We start from the raw sequence: 2,183 nt of genomic DNA on the forward strand, positions 1-2,183 counted from the left end.
TGTGCGGTGACGATGGCGGGAAGGATCCACCTGTTCCCATTCCGAACACAGCCGTTAAGCTTCCCAGCGCCGAGGATAGTGAAGGGTTTCCCTTTGTGAAAGCAGGACGTTGCCGTGCAGCTCTTTTTTTTATATAAAACATTCAAGTGATTCCGCAATAGCTCAGTTGGTAGAGCGCACGACTGTTAATCGTGTTGTCGCAGGTTCGAGCCCTGCTTGCGGAGTTTTTTTGTACCCTTATTTAAGCAACACCCTATTACGTTTAGTTAGATAAATAGTTAGAACACACCCCCCATGAGCTCCAGTAAAATACTGTATAGCTCAAGAGGGGTGTGTTTATATCCGATGAAATTGGATCAGTTTTCGTTGAAGTGATAGATTGGTTCATCTTTTTGTTCATCGTAGTCTACTTCAAGGTTATAGCGATTGAAAAACCAGTCATCTTGTGTTCCAGCAAAGTAAGTGATGCCGTTGATTTCAGTTTTTCCAAGAACATCATCTTCTGGCTGATCTACACTCATTCCTACCGAAAATCCCTCATGGACCTCAGTACTGCCGTATGTTTTTCCGAAAAATCGGATGGCATCCCCTTTTTCCAGAAGCAGTTCTTTTTCAAACCAGCTCACTGCTTTGTTTGTGATTGTGATGTCCATTATCATGTTCCTTTCTATATACGTTCATTTATTAGTGTATTCAGGCACAATTATAGTATACCATGGTTTGATCTATAACTTATCAACGGGAAACCAGTTTGGTACCGTCGTAATTATTGACCAAAGAGGTTCAGGAATCTGGTATTCGTGTTTCCTGGAGAAGTCGAGAGAAGTGCGGATAGTTTGTTCCTTCTGTTCTTCAACTTTCTGTACCCATTTTGGATCCATGATCAGCTGTTTCCCTAAAGATACGAGATCAGCGTATTGTAGAGCCTTTTCAGCATCTTCAGCTGTTCTTATAGCTCCAACGCTTATTAGCGGTACCCGTCCAGCTACATACTGACCAATTTGATTGGGAATCTGAGTTTGGTACTCTCGGAAGCCCACTAAGGATGGTTGATAATAGTAATTGACAGACAAGTGAAGATAGTCAATGTTTTCAGTAATTAATGCATCGATCAGATGGTACGAATCTGTCAGACGTATACCGGGCGTTTCGATTTCTTCAGGAGAAAAACGGTAACCTAGTAAGAAGCCTTCTTGTGCGTACTCGTTAATGATCGACTGGCATTCTTTGACGACTGCGATGGGAAAACGCAGGCGATTAGCCAGACTCCCTCCCCATTCATCCTCTCTCTGATTCGAGTGAGGAGAAAAAAACTGCTGAAGCAGGTAGGTATTTGCACCATGTAACTCCACACCATCAAACCCTGCATCGATAGCACGTTTGACGGCTGTTCCAAATTGGCGGATGAGGATATGGATACCAGAATCAGTCAGCTCTTTAGGGGTGTCGGCCCATTGACGTTCAGCTCTGATTGGAGAAGGCGAAATCGGCTGTCTCCCTCCGGTGTACTGTTTCTGGCTCATACGTCCGCCATGATAAATCTGGAGAATCGCTTTTGAACCTTGAAGTTTAATGATTTGAGCCAGTCTACTCAACCCTTCAATGTGTTTATCTTTAGCAATACTCATCCCGTTCGGAAAGGCCTGGCCTTCTGACGCAATATAAGCACAGGCGGTGATGACAGCTCCAGGGCCCCCTGATCTGACCAAATAGTAAATCAGCTCTTCTTCAGTGACATATCCTTCAGAAGTACTGGAACTGGTGGTCATAGGTGCCATGAGTATACGGTTTTTTAAAGTGGTGCCATTGTTAAAAGTATATGGCTGTAAAAAAGAATAAGTCATTGTATTCGCTCCACTGGGATATACAGCAAAATAAAATAGTTTACTGTAAAAAAGTAAGTTCTTCTTTATTTTAGATTGAATATACAGGGATGTCAATTAACGTGAGATGAAGAAAAGATAAGAGGACTTCTTTGATAGTCTCATGAAGATACGTAAAAGAGGTTACAGGTTAATTGAATGTTAATGTATCTGATAGCCCGGGTGTCTGTTTCTGTTTATGGCAAGATAAAAATACATAAGATTGCAGGGTAAAAGTACACAACTCTGCGGACGGCAAAATGCAATATAAAAAGCCATTGCAAGGCACCTGAAAATCCTCTAAAGTTAGAGTTCCTACAC

At 42.2% G+C, this 2,183-nt stretch carries 2 protein-coding genes, 1 tRNA gene and 1 rRNA gene; 2 read left to right on the forward strand and 2 right to left on the reverse strand.

Annotated elements, in window-relative coordinates; translation table 11 throughout:
* Positions 1–2 precede the first annotated feature (2 nt).
* Both rrf and ACYQ2O_RS11885 read left to right on the forward strand, forming a co-directional pair.
* Positions 3–118: ribosomal RNA gene (gene rrf, locus ACYQ2O_RS11880) — 5S ribosomal RNA — on the forward strand.
* 33 nt (positions 119–151) lie between these two features.
* Positions 152–224: transfer RNA gene (locus ACYQ2O_RS11885), tRNA-Asn, on the forward strand.
* Between the two features lie 132 nt (positions 225–356).
* On the opposite strand, the gene ACYQ2O_RS11890 is transcribed toward ACYQ2O_RS11885, so the two are convergent.
* Together ACYQ2O_RS11890 and ACYQ2O_RS11895 are read right to left on the reverse strand one after the other, a co-directional pair.
* Positions 357–653, reverse strand: coding sequence for a HesB/YadR/YfhF family protein (locus tag ACYQ2O_RS11890; RefSeq protein ID WP_346024158.1), 297 nt, complete (start codon positions 651–653; stop codon positions 357–359).
* 72 nt (positions 654–725) lie between these two features.
* Entirely contained in the window at positions 726–1,844 is a 1,119-nt protein-coding gene (locus ACYQ2O_RS11895) for an NADH-dependent flavin oxidoreductase (protein WP_346024157.1), read from the reverse strand.
* Positions 1,845–2,183: the final 339 nt, after the last annotated feature.

The organism is Alkalibacterium sp. m-11, from assembly GCF_054658155.1.